General features: G+C 61.1%; 19 protein-coding genes. 11 read left to right on the forward strand and 8 right to left on the reverse strand.

What is annotated here, in order from left to right; translation table 11 throughout:
• Positions 1-38: 38 nt before the first annotated feature.
• Both B2Y33_RS19825 and B2Y33_RS19830 read right to left on the reverse strand, forming a co-directional pair.
• The gene (locus B2Y33_RS19825) at positions 39-2,399 is read right to left on the reverse strand and encodes a DNA polymerase II (protein WP_027914656.1); all 2,361 of its coding nucleotides are present in this window, start codon (positions 2,397-2,399) and stop codon (positions 39-41) included.
• 163 nt (positions 2,400-2,562) lie between these two features.
• Positions 2,563-3,483, reverse strand: a complete 921-nt coding sequence (locus B2Y33_RS19830) for a LysR substrate-binding domain-containing protein (protein WP_027914655.1) — start codon at positions 3,481-3,483, stop codon at positions 2,563-2,565.
• 158 nt (positions 3,484-3,641) lie between these two features.
• On the opposite strand from B2Y33_RS19830, the gene B2Y33_RS19835 reads away from it, so the two are divergent.
• From B2Y33_RS19835 to B2Y33_RS19870, 8 genes are all read left to right on the forward strand, one after another.
• Positions 3,642-4,430: a YqcI/YcgG family protein gene (locus B2Y33_RS19835; protein ID WP_206405297.1), complete on the forward strand. Its 789-nt coding sequence runs from the start codon at positions 3,642-3,644 to the stop codon at positions 4,428-4,430.
• Between the two features lies 1 nt (position 4,431).
• On the forward strand, positions 4,432-5,061 hold the full coding sequence (locus tag B2Y33_RS19840) for a LysE family translocator (RefSeq protein WP_028686959.1): 630 nt from the start codon (positions 4,432-4,434) through the stop codon (positions 5,059-5,061).
• 36 nt (positions 5,062-5,097) lie between these two features.
• Positions 5,098-6,165, forward strand: a complete 1,068-nt coding sequence (locus B2Y33_RS19845) for a hypothetical protein (RefSeq protein ID WP_027914652.1) — start codon at positions 5,098-5,100, stop codon at positions 6,163-6,165.
• 169 nt (positions 6,166-6,334) lie between these two features.
• Complete coding sequence (locus tag B2Y33_RS19850; protein ID WP_219858017.1) at positions 6,335-7,009, forward strand: sel1 repeat family protein; 675 nt, start codon at positions 6,335-6,337, stop codon at positions 7,007-7,009.
• Between the two features lie 119 nt (positions 7,010-7,128).
• Positions 7,129-7,818: an AzlC family ABC transporter permease gene (locus tag B2Y33_RS19855; protein WP_027914650.1), complete on the forward strand. Its 690-nt coding sequence runs from the start codon at positions 7,129-7,131 to the stop codon at positions 7,816-7,818.
• A complete protein-coding gene (locus B2Y33_RS19860) occupies positions 7,818-8,132 on the forward strand; it encodes an AzlD domain-containing protein (protein WP_049696178.1) in 315 nt (104 codons plus the stop codon). Before B2Y33_RS19855 ends, B2Y33_RS19860 begins: the two co-directional genes overlap by 1 nt.
• The gene (locus tag B2Y33_RS19865; protein ID WP_027914648.1) at positions 8,129-8,962 is read left to right on the forward strand and encodes an AraC family transcriptional regulator; all 834 of its coding nucleotides are present in this window, start codon (positions 8,129-8,131) and stop codon (positions 8,960-8,962) included. Before B2Y33_RS19860 ends, B2Y33_RS19865 begins: the two co-directional genes overlap by 4 nt.
• Before the next feature lie 70 nt (positions 8,963-9,032).
• The gene (locus B2Y33_RS19870; protein WP_027914647.1) at positions 9,033-9,260 is read left to right on the forward strand and encodes a hypothetical protein; all 228 of its coding nucleotides are present in this window, start codon (positions 9,033-9,035) and stop codon (positions 9,258-9,260) included.
• Between the two features lie 34 nt (positions 9,261-9,294).
• Here the strand turns inward: B2Y33_RS19870 and B2Y33_RS19875 are convergent, their stop codons facing one another.
• From B2Y33_RS19875 to B2Y33_RS19895, 5 genes are all read right to left on the reverse strand, one after another.
• Entirely contained in the window at positions 9,295-9,780 is a 486-nt protein-coding gene (locus B2Y33_RS19875; RefSeq protein WP_027914646.1) for a copper chaperone PCu(A)C, read from the reverse strand.
• The gene (locus tag B2Y33_RS19880) at positions 9,781-10,389 is read right to left on the reverse strand and encodes an SCO family protein (RefSeq protein ID WP_027914645.1); all 609 of its coding nucleotides are present in this window, start codon (positions 10,387-10,389) and stop codon (positions 9,781-9,783) included.
• Between the two features lie 251 nt (positions 10,390-10,640).
• Positions 10,641-11,225, reverse strand: a complete 585-nt coding sequence (gene nfuA, locus B2Y33_RS19885) for a Fe-S biogenesis protein NfuA (RefSeq protein ID WP_023536208.1) — start codon at positions 11,223-11,225, stop codon at positions 10,641-10,643.
• A 58-nt stretch (positions 11,226-11,283) separates the two neighbouring features.
• Positions 11,284-12,318 carry an acyltransferase family protein gene (locus B2Y33_RS19890; protein ID WP_027914644.1) on the reverse strand — a complete coding sequence of 345 codons (1,035 nt, stop codon included), beginning with the start codon at positions 12,316-12,318 and terminating at the stop codon, positions 11,284-11,286.
• Between the two features lie 108 nt (positions 12,319-12,426).
• Positions 12,427-14,727 (reverse strand): fatty acid cis/trans isomerase, encoded by a 2,301-nt coding sequence (locus B2Y33_RS19895; protein WP_049696179.1) that lies wholly within the window; start codon positions 14,725-14,727, stop codon positions 12,427-12,429.
• A gap of 182 nt (positions 14,728-14,909) precedes the next feature.
• Between B2Y33_RS19895 and metH the strand changes: the two genes are divergently transcribed.
• Positions 14,910-18,617, forward strand: a complete 3,708-nt coding sequence (gene metH, locus B2Y33_RS19900; RefSeq protein ID WP_027914642.1) for a methionine synthase — start codon at positions 14,910-14,912, stop codon at positions 18,615-18,617.
• 290 nt (positions 18,618-18,907) lie between these two features.
• Here metH and B2Y33_RS19905 read toward each other — a convergent pair whose 3' ends face one another.
• Positions 18,908-19,990 carry an ABC transporter substrate-binding protein gene (locus tag B2Y33_RS19905; protein ID WP_028686955.1) on the reverse strand — a complete coding sequence of 361 codons (1,083 nt, stop codon included), beginning with the start codon at positions 19,988-19,990 and terminating at the stop codon, positions 18,908-18,910.
• A 211-nt stretch (positions 19,991-20,201) separates the two neighbouring features.
• Between B2Y33_RS19905 and B2Y33_RS19910 the strand changes: the two genes are divergently transcribed.
• Positions 20,202-21,854, forward strand: coding sequence for a nitrite/sulfite reductase (locus tag B2Y33_RS19910; RefSeq protein WP_027914640.1), 1,653 nt, complete (start codon positions 20,202-20,204; stop codon positions 21,852-21,854).
• Positions 21,838-22,332 (forward strand): DUF934 domain-containing protein, encoded by a 495-nt coding sequence (locus B2Y33_RS19915; RefSeq protein ID WP_027914639.1) that lies wholly within the window; start codon positions 21,838-21,840, stop codon positions 22,330-22,332. The genes B2Y33_RS19910 and B2Y33_RS19915 overlap by 17 nt, the downstream gene beginning before the upstream one ends.
• Positions 22,333-22,466 lie beyond the last annotated feature (134 nt).

Raw genomic sequence — 22,466 nt, forward strand, 5'->3', positions numbered from 1 at the left:
GACAAACATACCTGCGGCGACGGGGTACTACCTCACGATCAAAACAGCAGCATCTGGTCATCGATCAACGTAGAAAAGCGATCACCCACAAAGGGAAGAATCGCATCGGCGACCGGCTGCAGCTGGCGTGACAGATAATGGTCATAGTCGATGGGGGCACGACGATTCTCCAACGGCTGGGGCCCGGCAGTGGTCATGAGGTAGCTGATCCAGCCTCCGCGCTGGTACTGGAGCGAGCGACCCAGTTCCCGGTTATAGTCATCGGCAAGCCGTGCGGCCCGCACATGCGGTGGCACGTTACGCTGATACTCCGCCAGCGGGCGGCGCAGGCGTTTGCGATATACAAGCGAAGCGTCGTGCTCTCCAGCGAGCATCTGGCCGACGTACTCGCGAACGAATTCGCGATAAGGCTCGCCGCGAAAAATGCGTCGGTAGAGCTGCTGTTGGAAGGTCCTGGCCAGCAGCGACCAATCGGTGCGTACCGATTCCAGCCCTTTGAAGACCATGTCTTCAGTGCCATCGGCACGCTGAACAAGGCCGGCATAGCGCTTTTTGCTGCCCTCCTCGGTGCCGCGTATGGTGGGCATGAGAAAACGCCGGTAATGGGTCTCGAACTGCAACTCAAGCGCACTCTCCAGGCCGAGCGTCTGGCGCAGGTGTTCGCGCCACCATTGATTCACCTCGCGCACCAGTGCATTGCCGATCTGCTCGGCCGCCGCCTCATCATGGCCGGTCTTGAGCCAGACGAATGTCGAATCCGTATCGCCATAGATCACGTCATACCCGCGGGCTTCGACCAGGGCGCGGGTCTGGCGCATGATCTGGTGCCCGCGCAAGGTGATCGATGAGGCCAGTCGCGCATCGAAAAACCGGCAGCCACTTGAGCCCAACACCCCGTAGAAGGCATTCATGATGATTTTCAGCGCCTGGGACAATGGCGCATTGCGATCCTGCTTGGCGTGTTCCCTGGCGCGCCACACACGTTCGACGATCGCCGGCAGACAGTGACGTGTGCGTGAGAAACGCGCCCCTCTGAAGCCTTCGACCGCGTTTGTGTCATCTGGCTGTTGCAGCCCCTCGGCGAGGCCGACAGGGTCAATCAGGAATGTGCGGATGATCGAGGGGTACAAGCTCTTGTAGTCCAGCACCAGTACCGAATCGTACAGCCCAGGTCGTGAATCCATGACGAAACCGCCGGGACTGGCTTCGTCGGGGCGGCTGCCCAGGTTGGGCGCGACGTAGCCTTGGCGGTGCATGTGAGGCATGTACAAGTGGCAGAAGGCGGCCACCGAGCCACCGCTGCGGTCTGCCGCCAGGCCCGTGACCGACGCGCGCTCAAGCAGAAACTCCAGCAACCTGGTGTGGGCAAAGATGCGTGTGACCAGTTCACAGTCCTTCAGGTTGTAGCGCGCCAGCGCAGGCTTGTCCTCGGCGAACATGCGATTGATTTCATCCATGCGCTGGTAGGGCGTACTGATGGCCTTGCCGTCACCCAAGAGGGTTCGCGCGACATTTTCAAGACTGAACGATGGAAAACTCCACGTTGCCGAGCGCAGCGCTTCGACGCCGTCGATCACCAATCTGCCGGGCACATCGATGAAGACATGGCCACCACTACCTGACGCGCGCAGGGTCATGGCCGCTCCCCCCCTGCCCAGGTGCATGGGTACTTGCAGCTGCTTGCCGTGTTCATGCAGCAGGCGCAGGTCGAACTGCACCACGTTCCAGCCGATGATCGCGTCCGGGTCGTGGCGCGCTATCCAGTGGTTCAGGCAGTGCAGCAACGCACTGCGATCGGCGCAGTAGTGCAGGTCGAAGTCAACTTCGCGAGGGTCACCGTTGGGTGGGCCGAGCATGTACACCTGGCGCTGCCCACAGCCTTCCAGGGCGATGCTGTACAACTCGCCCCGCTCGGTGGTTTCGATGTCCAGCGACACCAGGCGCAGCGATGGACGGTAGCTGCCGTGCGGCTTGAGCTGGGCATCGCAGAGCACGCCCTGCTCATCCAGGCGTCCAGCGAACTGCACGGGGGCCGTAATGAAACGCTCCATGAGGTAGCGCTCCGGTGGCCTGACATCGGCCTCGTAGACGTCGATACCTGCGGCGCGCAGCCGTTGTTCTACCTGAAGCAATTGCCGGTATTGACGGCAGTACAGGCCCATTACTGGGCGTTGATCGAATGTCTTCAATCCAAGCGGGCGCAGTTCTGCATCCGGCTCGTCGGCCAGCAACCGTTGCGCGTGCGCTTGTTGCGCCTGAGGGACGAACGCCACATTGATCTGGGGCGCCAGTCGCACTTGCCGGGGGCCCTGATCGGTAGCCAGCCACAGCTCCACGCACGTACCTGCCTGCGTGTCGTACCAGTGCCGGGTCAGGACGAAGCCCTGCTGCAAATCCACCGCCGCGCCCTCTGCGTTGTTGATGATGACGAATGTAACGGGTCGCTCCAGGCGCACCTGGCCTTGCCTGCGAGACGACATGATTGCGCCGGCAACCAAGCCCCAGCGTCTAACCTCCACCGTCGGTGGACGGGTCGCGCTTACCCTGTGCGGTGTAGTGAATTCAGCTGTACAGGTAGTTGATGTCCTTGAGCACCAGTGGAGGCACTTGACCGAGAAGAAAATCTCGCAACTTTTGCATCTGACGGGCCTTGGGGCTGTTTTTCAGCCAAGTCATGTAGTAGCCATCCCCAGTTGCCACGGCTTGCTTGAAAGGTGTCACCAGGCGCCCGGCTGCCAGATCGGCACTGGCCAACACCAGATCGACCACGGAGATGCCCAGGCCCTGCTGAGCGGCGGAGATACCTTGATCGAGCGTGTCGAACACCTGTCCTTGGTCGATGCTGACATCAAGGGCCTCCATCCGCGCCAGCCAGCGCCGCCAGTCGCGCCGATCCGGCGAGGGATGCAGCAGTTCGCAACGGTTCAGGTCCGACAGCACAGGCTGCGCCTGCTCCATGTAGTCAGGGTGGCACACCGGTATGAGCCACTCGTCGAACAGCCGGCAACTCTCCACATCGGCAGCGAACCGACCGTTGGCCAGCAAGATGGCGCAGTCGTAGGGTTCGGAATAGAAATCGACGCTGTCGATGTCCATCCACACGCTCGACAGCTGCACCGAACAGGTGTCTTCGTGTTTCTTGAAGCCATCCAGTGCCCTTAGCAACCAACGCACGGTGAGCGTTGAAGGCGCCTTCAGACGCAGGCCGTAGCGGTCCTGGCGCAGAAGCGAGCAAGCGTTCTCAATGATCTTGAAGCCGACCTTGAGCTCTTGAGAGAGCAAGCGCCCATGCTCGGTCAGGCTCAGTTTGGGCCCGCGCCGCTCGAACAAATCGCAGCCGAACATGCCCTCCAGGGTCTTGATATGGTGACTGACTGCGCCTTGGGTCAGTGCGAGCTCTTCCGCCGCCTTGGTGAATGAACCATAGCGGGACGCAACCTCGAACGCACGCAGTGCATGCAAGGCCTGAATCCTTTCCGACATTGACGCCTCCTGAGTATTAGCAAGACTAATAGTAGCTCATAATTTCACGCGTTTTACAACCTGCCGACAGTGCTAGAAAATGCAGTGAAAAAACATACATAACCTCAATCCTGCCTGAATCTGCGTGGATCGTTCATCATTTGAAGCTCGGGGAAACCATGTTTACGGCATATGGACATTGCTACCGCCTGGATGCGTTTGAGCAGGCCCTCGAACATGAGTGCATCGAAACACACTGGACAATCGCTACCCTGCAACACTTTCGCCAGACCCTTGCCAATCCGGAATTCCCCTGCCTGTTCGGGCGCAAGGCAGTCAATGCGCAGACGTGCTATGTCCTTTTCGCCCGCGCCGAACAGCTGGCGGATGACATCGCTCAAGGGCTGGCCAGCTATGTCCGGTTGATGGATCCGGTTGCGCCCAAGCTACGTATCGGCCACCCGTTGGTGATATTTCTCGAAACGGTGACCGACATGCCGCTTGCCCAACAGCAGGCGCTTGCCTGGAAGGTGCTGCAAGGCGTTCATGCTCGGGATCCGAACCCCTGGCCCCAGACAGTGCCAGCCGACCCCGCCGACAGCGGCTGGTCGTTCTGCTTTGCCGGCATGGCGCTGTTCATCAACATGAATTTCCCGGGCCACGAGCAGATGAAAAGCCGCAACCTGGGTAAGCACATCACATTCGTCATCAACCCCCGAGAGAACTTCGACGAAGTGGCCAATGTCGCCACCCAGAGCGGCCAGCGCATCCGCGAGCGCATTCGTCAACGGGTCGGCCACTACAACGACGGGTTAGTACCTGAAAGCCTCGGTTTCTTCGGTGAAGCGGATAATTTCGAGTGGATGCAGTACCAGTTGCAGGAAACCGGTTCGTTGAACCCGGCGCGCTGCCCTTTCCATGCCAGGACCGCCGTGTCTGCCACCCCCGACAACATCATCGAGAAATGACGTGAATACCGCCCTGACTGCCACCTACGCCCTTACCGTCCTGCTGCTGATCGCCACTCCAGGTCCGGTCGTGGCATTGATCGTCAACACCGCAGCCGCTTCGGGCTCACGCAAGGCCATTTTCACGGCCCTGGGCACCAACTGGGCCTCACTGGTACTGATCGGAGCAGCGGCCTGGATCATTCTTACCAGCGCAGCCATTGACAGGGCATGGCTTGGCGCCATGAGCCTGCTGGGTTGCCTGTTCATCGGCTACATCGCCGTGGGCACGCTCAGGGAAGCGCTCAAGGCGCCGCATCCCAACCACGAGCCCGATATGGCCAAGCCCGCGGGCCGCGGGGGTCTTTGGCAAGGCTTCATGGTGGGCATCTCCAACCCTAAGGACATCATTTTCTTCATCGCCTTCTTCCCGCAGTTCATCCAGATTACCGAGTCGTTCGGCAAGAGCATGGTCGTGCTTTCTCTGCTATGGATCGTTATCGACTTCGCCGTGCTGAGTCTTTACATCTTTGCCATCGGCAAGATTGCCTCAGCACGCAGCCATCGATTCATCAGCCTTGCGTCTGGCGTGGCATTGCTGTTGATCGCCATCGGCGGGCTTTTGTACAACCTCAGGGAGCTAACCGCCTAGCACCTTGCCTGACGCGGTGCCTTGCCAGGAGACCAGATGTCTACAGCCAGTCGCCAAGGGCTTTCGCCTTTGCAGCTCGAGTACCAACAGCTGCTTGCCAAGGCCACCCAGTGCGCCACTCAACGCGTTCGGGTGCACGAAACCGGGTTCAGCTCGGCCGTCGTCAACACCGACGCCCTGGGCCTGCGCTACAGCTACTGCAACGGCCGGCGGTTTTCGGTGGCTGAACGCAACGGCACTACGCGTCTCAACCTGCTGGTCGGGGGGTCGGTGGCCATGGGCATCGGCGCCAGTTCGGATGAACACACGGTCGCCTCGCAGCTCTCGGTGCTGACCGGAGAAATCTGGTTGAGCCTGGCCGGGTGCGGGCTGGATGCGAGCCAGGAGCTGCTGCTGTTCCTTACCCACGAGCACCGCCTGGCGCCGCTGGGACATGTGGTCATACTCAGCGGGCTCAACAGCTTGGCGCACGAAGCGCTTTGGGACATCACTGCCTGCTCACCTGAACCTCAACAGAGCAATGACTGGCAAACGTCCGTGGCCGGCTCAGAGGAAGTCCAGGCAGCATCACAGCCTGGCCTGACCCTCTGGCAGCGGTTGACCAAGGTGCTGGCACCGCCGGCCGCCGCGCCTCGACCTCATCAGTCTATCGAAGCACTGTCCCCGGCAGAAAAACGCATGACCCAGGCAGCCGACCATATCGCTCGCGCAGTGCAGCAATGGGATCGGCTACTAGGCAGCGCCCATACCACCCTCACTTTCATCCTTCAGCCCCTGGTGCACTGGTGTCGCGAGAGTCTGCCAGCGGGTGAGCAGGCCATGCTGAGCGCGCTCCAGCAAACGCCGGGAAGCACCGACCGTTTGCTCGAAGGCGTTTTCGATCGCAGGGTACACGCGGCATTCTTTCGCCGCATTCGCGAACAGGCCGCGCCGGTGCCCTGCTACGACATGAACTGCATGCTCGACAGCTCCCCAGCCTTCGGTTCGGACCTGTTCATTGATCGCCTGCACCTCAACGATTTGGGACAGACTGCGTTGGCTAAAGTGATAACGGCCAAGCTCGGACTTGCCCAGGAAAAACCGCAGCGCGCAAGCACACTGTAAGCGTGTCTGACTGACAATCGTCGGGTGGTCTTTCGGACCGGCCTGTTGCATGGCTAGAATAGCCTGTCGTTCCGATTGCCTGAGGCGTACGCTTGACTGTCATGAATAGAGAAGCCGTCCATCCTTGCCTGGCAACTTGCGAGGCAAGCCTGTGAGTCGCTTGCCACAAATGGCACTGGTACTGGCCGCCCTGGCACCTGCGGCGGGGCATGCACTGGAAGTGTCCATTGACCCCCATGCCGATCTGCTCTACCGCCAGGCATTGCCCCTTCTGGAACAGGCCGATACCCAGGAGGATGAAAGCGTCTTGCGAACGGCCCTGGGTAGCGACCCAGAGCTGCGTCGTCAGGGGCAGGCCATGGCGCACACCTTGCCGACTGCGGTGGCACTGCTCAAGAAGTCGGTCGCACTCGGTCACCCAGTCGCGCAGTACCGTCTGGCGCTCTATTACATGACTTACTTGCCCGCCGCGCAAATACCCGACGCTGCCTGCCCTTTGCTCCAGGCAAGCCTCGACCAGGGGTTTGCGCCGGCGGCGCCTGCCATCGCCACCTGGTGCCCACCTTACAACGCCAGTGCCCAGTACCGCGCCGCTTTGGAGGCCGTACCCAGCATGGCAACCCTCTATGCGCCTTACTACCCCCAGCCTGCCACCCGCATGGCCTGCAGCCGCAGTCAACCCCAGGGCCTTGAGATGCTGTGGGGACGTCAGCGCGATTACCAGGCTGAGGTCTACCGCCTGCTGGGTGATCTCGATCCGCAACACCGCCACTCATTGCTGCAAAAAGCCGTAGAGACCAACGGCTGTGTCACGGCGCAGCAGCATTTGACCAGCCGGCCCTGACCCACCCGCCGCGGGTCTGGGCGCGGCGCACCAAGCGGGTGACAAGAGAGCAAGAACGTTCAAGCCATCGCCTGTGATGGCTTGGCATGCTGGCCTGCCTTGTCCAGATGCCCATACCTATGCCGTCCATCGCACGCCACGCCTTCCTGCAGGGCGCCATCGCCATCCTGCCGTTGTCGCTTGCTGTCGCACCCTGGGGCCTGCTGGCCGGGTCCATGGCCATCGCAGCCAACCTCAGCGCCTGGGAAGGCCAAGGGCTCTCGGCGATCGTCTTTGCCGGCGCCGCGCAACTGGTGGCCATCGGCATGCTCAAAAGCGGTGCCAGCCTGGCCTCCATACTCCTGACGACCTTGTTACTCACTTCACAGCACCTGCTTTACGGGTTGTCGATGCGCCCAGCGCTCTCCCCTTTACCATTGCGCTGGCGCCTGGGCCTTGGATTTCTGCTGACCGATGAGTTCTTTGCCCTGACCAGTCGGCACGACCACCAGCATTTCAATCGCTGGTATGCCTTGGGCATAGGCTTCACATTCTACGTTGCATGGAATCTCTTCACCTGGGCCGGAATCGTGCTGGGGAAAAGCATTCCACACCTTGATCAGCTAGGCCTGGACTTCTCAATCGTCGCCACGTTCGTCGCCCTGATCACGCCCCTGGTACGTAATCTGCCTACCCTGGCTTGTGTCGCCGTTTCACTGGGCGCCTCAGTACTGTTCAGCCACTGGCATTGGGAAACGGCCTTGGTCAGCGCTGGCCTGCTTGGGATGGGCACCGGTTTCGCGTGCCAGAAGCTTGGGAGGGTTGTGTGATGACCTGGCTGCTTATCATCGGCATGGGCGTAGTGGTCTTCCTCAATCGCTATGCTTTTCTCGAACCGCGCTTACCGTTGCGACTGAGCGCCAATGCGCGTCAATTTTTGGGTTTTGCGGTGCCGGGCATGCTCACGGCCATCTGCGGGCCTATCATCTTCATGCCGGGGCATACGCTCAACCTGCAACCGCTGAACCCTTACCTGTTGGGGGCGGTGGTGGCCGCCGCACTGGTGTGGTTGACCCGCAACGTGATGCTGAGCATGCTGTTGAGCATGTTGATTTTCTTCGTCCTGCGAAGTGTCCTCTCATGAACGCCACGACCTGTGAGCAAACGCACCTATGGCAGGCACCGGCGCTGGGCGATGTGGAAATGCTGCACGCCCGGTATGTGCAACAGCGGTTCGCACCCCATGTGCATGAAGGCTATGTGTTCACGGTCATCGAGTCCGGTGCCCAGCGCTTCTGGCACCGAGGCAGCGAGCACCTTGCCCCCGTTGGCAGCATGGTCCTGATCAACCCGGACGAACTGCACACCGGTGCCAAGGCCCACGAAGCCGGGTGGCGCTATCGCGGGTTCTACCCTGAACATGAGCGCGTAACCGGCGTGCTCGATGAACTGGAACTGGGCCATGCGGGGATGCCGCGCTTTCGCGATAGCGTGATCCACGACCCTGGCCTTGCCAGCGCCTTCAGCCAACTGCATCAACTGTCCGAGAGCAGCGCCAGCGCACTGCATCAACAAACCGTATGGCGCCAGGCGGTATTGGCGCTGGTTCAACGCCACGGTCGCCTGGCCGAACTGTCTGCCCCAGGTCAAGAGCCTCGCGCTGTTGTACGTGCCCGGGAGTTGCTGGAAGCCCACTTGGCCGACCCGCCGTCGCTGGAGTTGCTGGCGGCTGCCGTCAACCTGTCGCCGTTTCACTTCGCACGGGTGTTTCGCCAGGCCACGGGCATGCCCCCTCACGCCTGGCTCAAACAGCGACGTCTTGTAAGGGCCAGGGAACTGCTCAAGCAGGGGCAGCCGCCTGCGGCAGTGGCGTTCAGCCTGGGTTTTGCCGATCAGAGCCACTTGAACAGGCAGTTCAAGCAAGCCTATGGCATCACCCCGGGGGCCTATCGGTTAGCCTGTTTCGCCGCTTGAGTGCGTCAACGCGGCGCAGTCGGTTGGCCGTGGCGCTGCTACACTTAAAAGGCTGAAAGGAGGAGCCGTCATGTCTGAAAGAGAGATCACCACCCTTCTGTCACTGATGAATCAGCGGCAAGCGTGCCTAAGCACCGCCTGCAAGGAGATCGCAGACTGGATCGACCGACAGGGCGACCTGCCGGCGGCCGGTAAGATAAGGGCGAGCCTGAAGGCCCTGGAAGCTGACGAAGCACGTGTGCGCCGAGCACTGACGTCATTGACGCTGGACAGGCCACTACCGAAATTTCGCAGTTGACCTTGCTGGGGCCGCAAAGCAGCCCCATTGAGTGTTACGGGTGGTCCATGTGCATATGATCATGCTCACCTGGCGCCTGGGCAGTGAGCGCACGTACCTGAGCTTGCACGGCGACTGACTCGGTAGTGCCATCAGCGGCTTGCACCGTCAGGGTCAGCGGGACCTGCTGGCCTTCCTTTACCTGATCGTTCAAGCCCATCAACATTACGTGCAAGCCATTGGGGTCCAGGGTGACGGGCTTGCCGGCCGGCAGCGGAACCGCCTTGACCTCACGCATGCCCATGACGTCCCCGTTCATGGTCATTTCATGTACTTGGACGGTCTTGGCCACAGGCGAGGCGACACTGACCAGCTTGCTGTCGCCACTGGCGGTAATGGTCATGAATGCGCCGGTCGACTGCTGGTGAGGCACGCTGGCGCGCACCCACGCTTCGCTGACGGTGGTCTGGGCCAGTACCGGCCCAGTGATGCCCAGCAGGACCAAGGCCGCCAGGCCGCGCTTAACGGATTGCAATGACATTCAGCAGATCTCCATCAGGGTAACCAGGTCTTCGGCACATTCCTTGGCTGTCAGGGAATGCCCGAGGCTCAGCCGCAGGGTGCCACGGGTGTCGTAGACGTAGCTGGTGGACGAATGGGAAATGGTATAGGTGTCGCCGGCCGGGACCTTTTCGTAGAACACCTTGAACTCCCTGGCCACGGCGTCGATTTCTTCAGGCGTACCGGTAAGCGCGGTGAAGGTCGGGTCGAACGCCTTGACGTAAGCATCGAGCACTTCCGGCGTATCGCGCTCTGGATCGAGCGTGATGAATACCACCTGGAACAGATCACGGTCACGGCCGCGCAGCAGTTTGCGAATTTGAGCAGCTCGCGCCAGGGTGGTCGGACAGATGGCCGGGCACTGGGTGAAGCCGAAGAAGACCATCGGCATGCTGCCATAGAAGCTTGACAGGGTACGGACGTTGCCTTGTGGATCCCGCAGCGAGAACTTTCGCCCAAGGATTTCATTGCTCATGTTCTTGCCGTACTTGAACTCAAGCCCACGCGCCGGACTGCAACCTGCCAGCAGGCCAAGTCCAAGAACGCCCATGCCGGCGACGACTGAACGCCGGGTCAGAAGATCATTCATGAAACCATCCTTTACAGGGAAGGTGCCGACCCTCGGGACGGGCCGGCCAGAAAACCGGCGCATTCTGGCATGCCCCCCATGTCCCTTCTACCCACCGGCGGCGATTACCTCTCCAGGCCGCTGAATACAGGCAGCGGCCAATTGTCGCAGAGGTTGCAAACGTAACAGTTTGTTGCTAGCGCAAAGCGGCACGTCGGCTTACAGGGCCCACGCCAAGTCCGATTCCGGCTCGGCGCAACCCGGAAGCCCTACTAGTAGTAGGCGTTTTCTTTCTGACTATGGTCAGTCACGTCACGCACGCCCTTGAGCTCGGGGATACGCTCCAGAAGCGTGCGCTCGATGCCTTCCTTGAGGGTAACGTCTGCCTGACCGCAACCCTGGCAGCCACCGCCAAATTGCAGTACTGCAATGCCCTCGTCGACCACATCCACCAGGCTGACCTGACCGCCATGGCTAGCTAGGCCAGGGTTGATTTCGGTCTGCAGATAGTAGTTGATGCGTTCGTTGATCGGGCTGTCTTCATTGACCATGGGCACCTTGGCGTTAGGCGCCTTGATGGTCAACTGGCCACCCATCCGGTCGGTGGCGTAGTCCACCAGCGCGTCTTCCAGGAACGGCACGCTGACCGCATCGAGGTAGGCGGTGAAGCTCTTGAGGCCCACAGCAGTGTCATCAGGCTTCTCTTCGCCCGGCTTGCAGTAGGCGATGCACGTCTCGGCGTACTGGGTACCCGGCTGGGTGATGAAGATACGAATGCCGATACCGGGCGTGTTCTGCTTGGACAGCAGATCGGCCAGGTAGTCATGGGCGGCGTCGGTAATGGTTATAGCGCTCATGTAGGTTCCTCACAGACTTGCGCGTCAGTGTACGCCAACGCAGCCCTCTAACAAAGTCCTAGTATTTGACTCGGGAAAGCACATACGGCTGCGCCTGCGCGCTCGGTGCCTGCATCCAGGCCTGCATGCAGCGGTACAGCCCGCGCTCGATCCACTGGTAACTGAGCCACGACAGGGTGGCGATGCAAGGCACGCAGAGGGCGAATGTCAGGTACGGGTCCAGCCCCAGTTGCTGACTGGCAAACCAGCCCAGGTGCAGGACCAGCACATGGATCAGGTACACCGAATACGAGCAGTCGCCCAGCGCCTTGAGGATGCGATTACCCTTGAACAGTGGCTCCATGGCGATAAAGGCGAGGACAACCATTGCACTGGGCAGGCCCCAATGCAGCAGCCTTTGGGACGCGTCGAGCTGATAGATGGCCAACGCGGCTACGGCCAGGAGCCCCATCGGGACCCAAATACCCTGACGGACCAGGCCACGGCGGTAAAGCACACCTATACCAATGCCCAGCAGAAACTCATAGACGATGTCGTTGTTGTAGAAGTGACTGACCACGCCCAGGCGCCCCAGGATTTCACTCACCCCTACCAACAGGCCGGCGACCACCAGTAAATGCAGGCGCCGGCTTACGAGAAACGCCATCCCGAACAGCAGGTAGAACATCATCTCGAAGTTCAGGGTCCAGCCAACGTTCAAGGTAGGGTACATACCGTAACCACCTGGGTTTTCTGCTGGTATGAAAAAGAGTGAACGCAGCAGGTGTTGCCAGGTGAATACCTGATGCGGCATCCATTGACTGAAGGCGAGCAGCATCAAGGCCATCAACGCCGAGTAGAACCAGTAGGCTGGCACGATACGCAGCACGCGGTTGAGCACAAACTGATGCGGGACAACCTGCTTGTCGCAGGTCGAAAGGTAGATGACCAACCCACTGATGACGAAAAAGATATCCACGCCCACCGCACCCCGGTCAGTGAACAATTGGCCGACGGGGCCGGAGGCGTGAAAGTCGAAGAAAACCTGCATGAAGTGGTGGCAGACGACCACCCAGGCGGCGAAAGCACGAAGTGCCTGAAGCGAATACAGCATGAAGTACCCTGCGTTTGCCGGTGCATTCAGGCACCGGCTGCAGCGCAGCTGCCGGTGCCACTCATGGGTTGGGACCGCAGGAGGGCGCGAAAGGTCAGCGCGCCCCGATCAGAGGTTTTCGTAGCGATTCATGTCCAGCACGCCCGTTTCCACGGGGTCGGTTTCCAGAATGAACGCGCTCAGGTCATGGAAGTAACGCCAGAATTGCGGATGGGTACGGCGTATGCCCCACCGCTCTACGATGCGCTCGAAGCGAGCGGTATCATCCTTGGCCTGACTCATCAGATCGACGAAAACCGGTACTTCGGCGGCTGGCACGTTGAACATGAAGTTGGGGTAGCTGGTCATGACCCCGGGCTGCAAGGTCAGGGTATCGAGGCCCGGCTGGTAACGATAAGCCTCGCCCAGCAGGAATGCCACGTTGCTGTGCGCCCGGTTGCGCATCAAGGTGTAGACCTGCCGCTGCCCACCCTGCCCTTCGATGCGCAGCAGTGTCGCCTCAGGCAACTGATTGATCACTTTCAACCCGGCTGCAGGACGCGAGACCAGCCGGCTGAGCGACTGCTCTGCGTTGCGAAACTCTTCACTCATCTGAGGGCGCGAGCAATACGCCCCCTGGCAGCGGTTGATCGGATCGGGTGAGGCATTGATGCTGGCGGTACGCGCGATCAACTGCATACCGAAATCGCGCTTGGGATCGCGTGGGCTCAAGGCAAGGCCGCTCGGCGTATCGGCGTCGATGTTTTCATAGTCGAGCCACATCTTTATCTTGCCGCTGTCCTGATACCAGTCGCTCAGGATGTCTTGGCGCGCCTCAGCCGGCATCAGGCGCAGGAAATTGACCTCGGCGCCGTTGCGGATCAGGTCGAAGTACAGGCGCGTCTGCAACTGGTGCGACAGGTTGCCGAAGACGTCGAAGTTGACCGCCAACTGATAGTAAGTGCGTTCCAGCAAGGGATAGTCGAATAGCCACATCGTCAGGGGTACGTCCCCCACCAGGCCCTTGGTCACCGTCGCGCTGTCGAAATGACGGAAGATGCTCAGCAACGCGTTGTCGTTGCCCGTCCACAATGTCGACCAGCCCGGGGCCGGCATGTCGGCGTAGGCCTCACGGCGCAGTTTCTCGTACTCGTTGCGCTTGTCGCGATAGGCGCGCCACAACGCAAGCACACTGCCCACGTCATCGTTCTGACCTGGCATGGCGAGCAAGGGCGTGGCCTTGCCACGGTAACGGGCATCGGTGACGTAGCGATCGAAAGCCGGCTCCTGGAACAGCGCCCAGAAGTTGTCGCGGATCACGTCCGTGGCAATCTGCCCACGGCAGACCGGTCCGCGTATGAAGGTGCGCACGAAGTACTCGGCGTTGTCGAGCATGAACTGGTAGCGCGCCACCGCCGGGATCGCCTCGAACGTTTCGAAGGGATTGGCGCGGTGCCGAGGGCCGTAGCCTGGCAGCGTGGTCACCTGCCAATCGCCGGCGTAGAAGAGCTGCTTGACCCGTTTGAGTTTTTGCGGCCCGAGGGGGTAAGTGATGTGAGTCTTGTGCACGATCACACCCTGCACGGGAATCAGGCGATAGAAGAACGCTGTGCCGGGCGGATCATTGGGCCTGCGCGTGGCAATGATGTCGGCAGGCTGCCCGCTGGGCGTGCGCGAGCGTACCCATTGGAAAAAGTGCCCCTGCTCACCCCCGGTAAAATGAATGTGGGCCAGGAACAGGTGCTCGTACAGCCAGCGCCCCACCAGGGCTTCTGAAGCCCCTGGACGATTGAGCAGCGCTTCCCATTCGGCGATCTGACGGGCTTCGCTGGCACTGGGCTTGATCGCCTGGTACTCGACGGGCGCACCCGCCGCCAGCCAGCCACGCAGTGTCGCGTATTCCTGGTCGGTCAGGCCGGTCACGGCCAGTGGCATGCCCTCCTTGGGATGCACACCGGCATAAGCATCGAACTCATGGGGCAACGGGCACATGTTGTTGCGGTTCAGGCCAAGTGCAATCTCATCCGGTACCTTGGCATTTGGGGTGAGCGGCGTCTTGTGCCCCAGTTCGAGCATGCGTGCCATCAGCGCGGCCTGGCCGCTTTGATTGTCGAGCACCGAATAGAAGCCTTTCTTGCGCCACTCGACCTCGCTATGGGCGTCATAGAACAATCGCGTGGGCGCTACGGCCTTGCTGCGTTCGCCCTGATAGACGGGCACCTTGCTGGCACCGCGCACGGCACCTTCGGCGCCCTCGAGCTTGAGCTGGCAGGCGGCGTCGTTGCAGGCGTGGCAGGCGACGCACTTCTCGGTGAAGATCGGCTGGACATCGCGGGTATAGGAAATGGTTGGAGCTGGTTGAAGACCTTGCCCGAGCACCGCGCCACTGATCAACAGGGCAGCGAGGCCGGCAAGCATACGATGCACCATGTGCGGGATGTCCTGATTATGTGCAGCCAAGGCAATGAAAAATTGGCAATGCTTGTATTAATAGCTGGGATGAAGGGTTGGCAACATGAACATATTTCATGAAAACCGGGCGCACCCCTAAAAACCGTGCAGCTTTGTTATGATTCAGCACTTTCTGATTTCCGCCCGACCAGGTAGTTCATATGTCCGACCGCAGCGCTCGTCTTCACGCACTTCAACAAGCACTTAAAGAGCGCATCCTGATTCTCGATGGCGGCATGGGCACTATGATCCAGAGCTACCGGTTGGAGGAAGCCGACTATCGTGGCACGCGCTTTGCCGATTGGCCAAGCGACGTCAAAGGCAACAATGACCTGCTGCTGCTCAGCCGCCCCGATATCATCGCCGCCATCGAGATGGCCTACCTGGACGCGGGCGCCGATATCCTCGAGACCAACACCTTCAATGCCACCCAGATCTCCCAGGCCGACTATGGCATGGAATCGCTGGTGTATGAATTGAACGTGCAAGGCGCGCGCATCGCCCGCCAGGTGGCCGATGCCAAGACGCTGGAAACCCCTGACAAACCGCGCTTCGTGGCGGGCGTGCTCGGCCCGACCAGCCGGACCTGCTCGATCTCCCCCGATGTGAACGACCCGGGCTATCGCAACGTCACGTTCGACGCGCTGGTGGAAAACTACATCGAGGCTACCCGCGGGCTGATCGAGGGTGGTGCCGACCTGATCCTGATCGAAACCATCTTCGACACTCTCAATGCCAAGGCCGCTATCTTCGCCGTGCAGCAGGTGTTCGAAGATGATGGCATCGAGCTGCCGATCATGATTTCCGGCACCATCACCGATGCCTCCGGCCGCACGCTGTCCGGACAGACCACCGAAGCCTTCTGGAACTCGGTCCGGCATGCCAAGCCGATATCCGTGGGCCTGAACTGCGCATTGGGCGCCAAGGACTTGCGTCCTTACCTGGAAGAGTTGTCGAGCAAGGCCGACACCCACGTTTCGGCACACCCCAATGCGGGCTTGCCCAATGCGTTCGGTGAGTACGACGAAACCCCGGCGGAAATGGCGGCAGTGGTCGAGGAGTTCGCCGCCAGTGGCTTCCTGAACATCATTGGCGGTTGCTGCGGCACCACCCCTGGGCACATTCAGGCCATCGCCGAGGCGGTGGCCAAGTACCCACCACGGCCAATCCCGGAGATCGCCAAGGCATGCCGCCTCTCGGGCCTGGAGCCCTTTACCATCGATCGCCAGTCGTTGTTCGTCAACGTCGGTGAGCGCACCAATATCACCGGCTCGGCCAGGTTTGCGCGACTGATTCGCGAGGAAAACTACACCGAGGCCCTGGAAGTGGCGCTGCAACAAGTAGAGGCTGGCGCCCAGGTCATCGACATCAACATGGACGAAGGGATGCTCGACTCCCAGGCGGCCATGGTCCGTTTCCTCAACCTGATCGCCGGTGAGCCGGATATCTCGCGCGTGCCGATCATGATCGACTCTTCGAAGTGGGAGGTGATCGAGGCCGGCCTCAAGTGCATCCAGGGCAAAGGCATCGTCAACTCCATTTCCATGAAGGAAGGCGTTGAGCAGTTCAAGCACCACGCCCGCTTGTGCAAGCGCTATGGCGCCGCCGTGGTGGTCATGGCCTTCGACGAAGTCGGCCAGGCCGATACCGCCGCGCGCAAGCAGGAAATCTGCAAGCGCAGCTACGACATCCTGGTCAACGAGGTTGGCTTCCCTGCCGAGGACATCATCTTCGACCCGAACATCTTCGCTGTCGCCACCGGCATCGAGGAACACAACAACTATGCAGTCGACTTCATCGAGGCCTGCGCCTATATCCGCGACCACCTGCCCCACGCCCTGACCTCGGGCGGGGTGTCCAACGTGTCGTTCTCGTTCCGGGGCAACAACCCGGTGCGCGAGGCGATTCACTCGGTGTTCCTGTACCACGCCATCGCCAACGGCCTGACCATGGGCATCGTCAATGCCGGTCAATTGGAAATCTACGACGAGATCCCGGCGCAGTTGCGGGAAAAGGTTGAAGATGTAGTACTCAACCGCACGCCCCAGGGCACCGATGCGCTGCTGGCCATTGCCGACGACTACAAGGGCGGCGGTGCCACGCGGGAAGTCGAGAACGAGCAATGGCGCTCGCTGCCGGTGGAAAAGCGCCTGGAGCATGCGCTGGTCAAAGGCATCACGGCGTTCATCGTCGAGGACACCGAGGCGTGCCGCCAGCAATGTGCACGGCCGATCGAGGTCATCGAAGGCCCCTTGATGAACGGCATGAACGTGGTCGGCGACCTGTTCGGCGCAGGCAAGATGTTCCTGCCCCAGGTGGTCAAGTCGGCCCGGGTGATGAAGCAGGCCGTTGCGCACCTGATCCCGTTCATCGAGGCCGAGAAAGGCGACAAGCCCGAGGCCAAGGGCAAGATTCTAATGGCGACGGTCAAGGGCGATGTGCACGACATCGGCAAGAACATCGTCGGCGTGGTGCTGGGCTGCAACGGCTACGACATCGTTGACCTGGGGGTGATGGTGCCCGCCGAGAAGATCCTGCAGACGGCACGTGACGAGAAATGCGACATCATCGGCCTGTCGGGCCTGATCACACCGTCGCTGGACGAGATGGTGCATGTGGCGCGCGAGATGCAGCGCCAGGGCTTCGAGCTGCCGTTGATGATTGGCGGCGCTACCACTTCCAAGGCTCACACGGCCGTGAAGATCGAGCCCAAGTACAGCAATGACGCCGTGATCTACGTGACCGATGCGTCCCGCGCCGTGGGTGTGGCGACTCAATTGTTGTCCAAGGAGCTCAAGTCAGGTTTCGTCGAACGCACACGCCAGGACTACGAAGAGGTACGCGCGCGCACGGCCAACCGCAGCGCCCGGACCGAGCGTCTCACCTATGCCCAGGCAGTGGCAGCCAAACCCCAGTACGACTGGGCCGGCTACCAGCCAGCGGTACCCTCTTTCATGGGTACCAAGGTCCTGCATGACATCGACCTGCGCACCCTGGCCCAATATATCGACTGGACGCCGTTCTTCATTTCCTGGGACCTGGCAGGCAAGTTCCCGCGAATTCTCACTGACGAAGTCGTTGGCGAGGCGGCGACCGCCCTGTACGCGGACGCCCGCGAGATGCTCGACAAACTCATCGACGAAAAACTCATCAGTGCTCGCGCGGTGTTTGGCTTCTGGCCTGCCAACCAAGTGGCCGATGACGACATCGAGGTGTACGGTGAAGACGGCGCTGCGCTGGCGACCTTGCACCACCTGCGCCAGCAGACCATCAAGCCCGACGGCAAGCCCAACTGGTCGCTGGCCGACTTCGTGGCGCCCAAGGCCAGCGGTGTGACCGACTACGTCGGCGGGTTCATCACCACGGCGGGTATCGGTGCCGAAGAAGTCGCCAAGGCCTATCAGGACAAAGGCGACGACTACAGCTCGATCATGGTCAAGGCCCTGGCCGATCGCCTGGCCGAGGCCTGCGCCGAATGGCTGCATGAGCAGGTGCGCAAAGACTACTGGGGGTATGCCCGGGAGGAGCAGCTGGACAACGAGGCGCTGATCAAGGAGCAGTACCGTGGCATTCGTCCGGCGCCGGGCTACCCGGCCTGCCCCGACCACACTGAGAAAGAGACCCTGTTCCGCCTGCTCGACGGCAGTGCCATCGGCGAAACGGGCCCAAGTGGCGTCTTCCTGACCGAGCATTACGCGATGTTCCCGGCCGCGGCTGTCAGCGGCTGGTACTTCGCCCACCCGCAGGCGCAGTACTTTGCGGTGGGCAAGGTCGACAAGGATCAGATCGAGAGCTACAGCACCCGCAAAGGTCAACCCGTGAGTGTCAGCGAGCGTTGGCTGGCGCCGAACCTGGGGTATGACAGCTAAGGCTTAACTGGGTCCGTCCAGCTGTTCCCGAGAGGGGCAGCTGGAAATACGGCGCGTGGGTGCCACTGCGCCGTGTAATCGGTAAGCAGGATTACGGGTGAGTGCCCCAATACACCGCCGTGATGACGACCAGCGCGACCAGGCACAGGATTGCCCAGGTATCGACGCTATGGCCGGGCTTTCGCAACTTCGTTGGGTTGGTCATGGCATTGCCTCTTCTAGTGATTATGGGAATGCACCGCACAATCGGCAGTTAAGACCAGCAAAGACCTTTGCTCAAGCAGGGTTTCTCAGTATTCGACCGGTGACGTGAGAAACGGATACTGATAGCCAGCCGTGCGCCCTATGGCGCTGTACGCTTTGAAGTCCACGCCGTAGTCGGCCAGCTCCAGTCGTTTGAGCCATTGCCCGGCCTTGGCCTGGTCGATGCTCTGCAACACAGGCAGGCTGTAGTCGCGCAGGCCATCGCGGCCAAACGGCAGGCCGTGGGCATCGTCATTGAGCATGACCATGGCCCAGCCCCCAAGGCTGAAATGCCCGCCCATCAGGACACTCAAGCGTCCGTCCAGACGCGCACGCAATGCCTCACCCGAGCTGTTCACCGCACTGAACATCACATCCTTGCCTGGCTTGAGCCCCGCCTCCTCGAACGCCTGCATGGCCCCAAAGGCCATCTCGTCATTGGCCGACCATACAAGCCGTGTTTGCGGGTAACGTTCGAGCAGAAACCGCGCCTGCTCGTAGGCGCGCTGCCGGCTCCACCCGCCGTATACCACCTGGCGCAAGCGCACCTGGGGGAAGTCGGCCAAGGCGCGGCGCATGCCGTCTTCCCGGCGCTGCGAGGCAGGCGTAGTTTTCACGCCTGAAAACGCGACCAGATCCACTGGACCGCTTGCGGCAGGCAATTGCGCGATCATCTCGCGCAACATCTGGAACCCGGCTTGTTCGTCATTGGTGGTCAGAGACCCCAACGGCTGAGCGAATTTGTCAGGTCGGGCGCTCACAGCCCGTGCCTGGCTGGGCGTCAAGCCGTTGTTGACCAGCAGCAGCTTGACCCCCGCCCCTTGCGAGAGGCGCATGATCTCGGGGGCGATGTACTGTTCGTTCACCAGTACCAGGTAATCTGGTCGCCTGGGCCCATCGAGGGCCGCCCGGGCCTGACTCAGGGCGAGATCGGTCCGGCGCTCGCCATATTCCACACGCAAGTCCATGCCCAGTTCATCGGCAGCGGACTGCATGAATCGGCTGTAGCTGGCCCAGAACGTCTCGCCCGGCGAGCCCGGGTTGAGGAAAACCACCGACACCGGCTGCGCACCTGCGGTCAATGGCAGGGCGAAGCACAGGCACAGGCAGTGGCACAGGGCCTTGAGCATAGGCTGAGGTCTCTGAAGCAAACCCAGGATTATACCCACCGGGTCAGGACAAGCGCATAAATGGCAGTCAGTCTCACATAGTTCGTTTGGTTCTTTTCATATGCAAAAACATCACTTTTGCGCATAAATACAACCTGCTATGGTGCCCCGGCTCCGAACCGGAGTGCGCGGCCGTGCGCGCGAATAGCTGCATGCCTGAGACAGGACTTTTATGTACGTATATGACGAATACGATCAGCGGATCATCGAGGACCGCGTCAAGCAGTTCCGTGATCAGACCCGCCGTTACCTGGCCGGTGAGCTGAGCGAGGAAGAATTCCGCCCGCTGCGCCTGCAGAACGGCCTATACATTCAGCGATTCGCGCCGATGCTGCGTGTCGCCGTTCCTTATGGCCAACTCAATGCCCGACAGGTGCGTACCCTGGCCAAGATCGCCCGCGATTACGACAAGGGCTATGCGCACATTTCCACCCGCCAGAACGTTCAGTTCAACTGGCCGGCCCTGGAAGACATTCCCGACATCCTGGCCGAGTTGGCGACCGTGCAGATGCACGCCATCCAGACCAGCGGCAACTGCCTGCGCAACACCACCACCGATCAGTTCGCAGGCGTCGCCGCCGATGAAGTCATCGACCCGCGCCCCTGGTGCGAGATCGTCCGTCAGTGGACCACGTTTCACCCGGAATTCGCCTTCTTGCCGCGCAAATTCAAGATCGCCATCAACGGTTCGAAACAGGACCGCGCCGCCATCGAAGTGCACGACATCGGTCTTGAGCCGGTGCGCAACGACGCTGGCGAGCTGGGCTTCCGCGTTTTGGTCGGAGGCGGGCTGGGTCGCACGCCGGTGGTCGGTTCGTTCATCAATGAATTCCTGCCCTGGCAGGACCTGATCAGCTACCTGGACGCCATCCTGCGCGTCTACAATCGCTACGGTCGCCGGGACAACAAGTACAAGGCGCGGATCAAGATCCTGGTCAAGGCCCTGACACCTGAAGTCTTCGCCGAAAAGGTCGAGGCCGAAATGGTCCACCTGCGTGGCGGCAGCAGCACGCTGACCGAGGCGGAAGTGCAGCGCGTGTCGCGTCACTTCGTCGACCCCCAATACCTGGCGCTGGACGATGTCGACTACAGCGCCCTGGATAGCGAACACCCAGGCTTCGCGCGCTGGCGCTCACGCAACACCCGTGCCCACAAGCGCCCTGGTTACGTGGCCGTGACCCTGTCGCTCAAGCCCACCGGCGTTGCTCCAGGTGACCTCACCGACAAGCAGCTCGACGCCGTGGCCGACCTGGCAGAACGCTACAGCTTCGGCTTCCTGCGCACCTCCCACGAGCAGAACATCATCCTGGCCGACGTGGAGCAACGCCAGCTGCATGCCCTGTGGCTGGAGCTGCGCGAGAGCGGATTCGCCACCCCGAATATCGGCCTGCTGACCGATATCATCTGCTGCCCAGGCGGTGACTACTGCTCCCTGGCCAACGCCAAATCGATCCCCATCGCCGAATCCATCCAGCGCCGTTTCGACGACCTGGACTACCTGTTCGACATCGGTGAGATCGACCTGAACATCTCCGGGTGCATGAACGCGTGCGGGCACCACCACGTGGGTCATATCGGCATTCTGGGCGTGGACAAGAAGGGCGAAGAGTTCTACCAGGTATCGCTGGGCGGTAACGCCGCGCGCGACGCCAGCCTCGGCAAGATCCTGGGCCCCTCGTTCGCCCAGGACGACATGGCTGATGTGATCGAGAAGCTGATCGCCGTCTACGTCGAACAACGCACCGAAGAAGAGCGTTTCATCGACACGTACCAACGCATCGGCATCGACCCCTTCAAGGAACGCGTGTATGCAGCGAATCATTAAGCACAACCAGATCGTCGACGAAACCTGGCACCTGCTGCCCAAGGAAACCTCGTTCGACGAACTGACCAACTGCGACGACTACATCGTGCCCTTGCAGATGTGGCGCGACCATGCCCATGCCCTGAAAGCCCGCGACGGTGGTCTGGGCATCTGGCTGGACAGCGATCAGGAGGCCGAGGAAATTGGCGAGGACGTCCAGCACTTCCAGGTCATCGCCCTGAACTTCCCTGCCTTCACGGACGGGCGCAGCTACTCCAATGCCCGCCTGCTGCGCGACCGCTACGGCTACAAGGGTGAGTTGCGCGCCATTGGTGACGTGCTGCGCGACCAGCTGTTCTTCATGGCCCGCTGTGGGTTCGATGCATTCGCCATCCGCGCCGACAAGGACCCTGAAGACGCCCTGCAGGGCCTGAAGGACTTCTCGGTCACCTATCAGGGTGCCACGGACCAGCCGCTGCCCTTGTTCCGCCGGCGCTGAGCCATTTGTTCGTCACGACCGTGCACCAGACACGGTTGTGGCGGGCAGTGCCCAAACCCGATCACACCGGGTCTGCGTACACATCGACATTGTTGTCGCCGACGCAATTGTGAAGTCTGCCCGGTGATGATTCT

The sequence above is a fragment of the Pseudomonas sp. UBA5666 genome, from assembly GCF_002420785.1.
GTDB lineage: Bacteria > Pseudomonadota > Gammaproteobacteria > Pseudomonadales > Pseudomonadaceae > Aquipseudomonas > Aquipseudomonas fulva.

Coding starts and splice junctions, on each gene's coding strand:
- B2Y33_RS19890 (WP_027914644.1), bottom strand. CDS start 12,318: ATGCTGTATTCGCTTCAGGCACTTCGTGCTTTCGCCGCCTGGGTGGTC.
- B2Y33_RS19895 (WP_049696179.1), bottom strand. CDS start 14,727: ATGGTGCATCGTATGCTTGCCGGCCTCGCTGCCCTGTTGATCAGTGGC.
- B2Y33_RS19830 (WP_027914655.1), bottom strand. CDS start 3,483: ATGTCGGAAAGGATTCAGGCCTTGCATGCACTGCGTGCGTTCGAGGTT.
- B2Y33_RS19865 (WP_027914648.1), top strand. CDS start 8,129: ATGAACGCCACGACCTGTGAGCAAACGCACCTATGGCAGGCACCGGCG.
- B2Y33_RS19875 (WP_027914646.1), bottom strand. CDS start 9,780: ATGTCATTGCAATCCGTTAAGCGCGGCCTGGCGGCCTTGGTCCTGCTG.
- B2Y33_RS19870 (WP_027914647.1), top strand. CDS start 9,033: ATGTCTGAAAGAGAGATCACCACCCTTCTGTCACTGATGAATCAGCGG.
- B2Y33_RS19915 (WP_027914639.1), top strand. CDS start 21,838: ATGCAGCGAATCATTAAGCACAACCAGATCGTCGACGAAACCTGGCAC.
- B2Y33_RS19880 (WP_027914645.1), bottom strand. CDS start 10,389: ATGAATGATCTTCTGACCCGGCGTTCAGTCGTCGCCGGCATGGGCGTT.
- B2Y33_RS19845 (WP_027914652.1), top strand. CDS start 5,098: ATGTCTACAGCCAGTCGCCAAGGGCTTTCGCCTTTGCAGCTCGAGTAC.
- B2Y33_RS19835 (WP_206405297.1), top strand. CDS start 3,642: ATGTTTACGGCATATGGACATTGCTACCGCCTGGATGCGTTTGAGCAG.
- B2Y33_RS19910 (WP_027914640.1), top strand. CDS start 20,202: ATGTACGTATATGACGAATACGATCAGCGGATCATCGAGGACCGCGTC.
- B2Y33_RS19850 (WP_219858017.1), top strand. CDS start 6,335: ATGGCACTGGTACTGGCCGCCCTGGCACCTGCGGCGGGGCATGCACTG.
- B2Y33_RS19860 (WP_049696178.1), top strand. CDS start 7,818: ATGACCTGGCTGCTTATCATCGGCATGGGCGTAGTGGTCTTCCTCAAT.
- metH (WP_027914642.1), top strand. CDS start 14,910: ATGTCCGACCGCAGCGCTCGTCTTCACGCACTTCAACAAGCACTTAAA.
- B2Y33_RS19905 (WP_028686955.1), bottom strand. CDS start 19,990: ATGCTCAAGGCCCTGTGCCACTGCCTGTGCCTGTGCTTCGCCCTGCCA.
- B2Y33_RS19855 (WP_027914650.1), top strand. CDS start 7,129: ATGCCGTCCATCGCACGCCACGCCTTCCTGCAGGGCGCCATCGCCATC.
- nfuA (WP_023536208.1), bottom strand. CDS start 11,225: ATGAGCGCTATAACCATTACCGACGCCGCCCATGACTACCTGGCCGAT.